This is a genomic window from Stenotrophomonas sp. Nf1, from assembly GCF_003028475.1.
In the GTDB taxonomy this organism is placed as follows: Bacteria; Pseudomonadota; Gammaproteobacteria; order Xanthomonadales; family Xanthomonadaceae; genus Stenotrophomonas.
The window spans coordinates 1-539 of record NZ_PYTV01000023.1 but is presented as its reverse complement, the minus strand read 5'-3'; the positions used below and the strand labels follow the sequence as shown (position 1 = coordinate 539).

Annotated in this window: 1 pseudogene; it reads right to left on the bottom strand. The window is 64.4% G+C overall.

The features are described from left to right. Window positions 1-539: pseudogene (locus C9412_RS20455) on the bottom strand (phospholipase); the annotation flags it as partial.

Here is a 539-nt window from a genome sequence, read left to right as displayed (position 1 = left end):
GACTTCACGCCCTGCTTGCGCTTCACCAGGTCCTGCACGACGCCGGTTTTGCCGATCCGGCCACTCATGGCCACGCCCTTGTCGACGTAGCCGACCTTCTTCTTCTCCGCTTCGGTCATGGGCCGCCGTTCGCCGCCCTTGATCGCCGTCTCCACCGTCCTGCCCGCTTCAGCGTCGGACCAACCGCATTCGGAAATCAGGAACTGGGTCTCGAGGTAGACAAAAGCGCGCGCCGATGCGATGCAGTTGACCATCGCATCAAGGATCGAGTGCATCGGCTGGTTGCGCTCCCAGTACGGCTGCAGGCAGCTGGCATCGTCCAGGTTCAGGCCGAGTTCCTTGCAGCCCTTTTTCTCCAGCGCATGCAATGCCGTGCCCGAGGAACGCACGATCTGTACGGTGACGTCGCCGGCCGTGCCCGGCCGGGCCAGGTTACCGAACAACGCCTGCATGCCGCCCATCGACTGCAGCCATTGATCGCTCAACGGCGTCAGTTCCATGCCACGTGCCAGCGTGGTCTGCTCCGGCAGGCCGGCGCC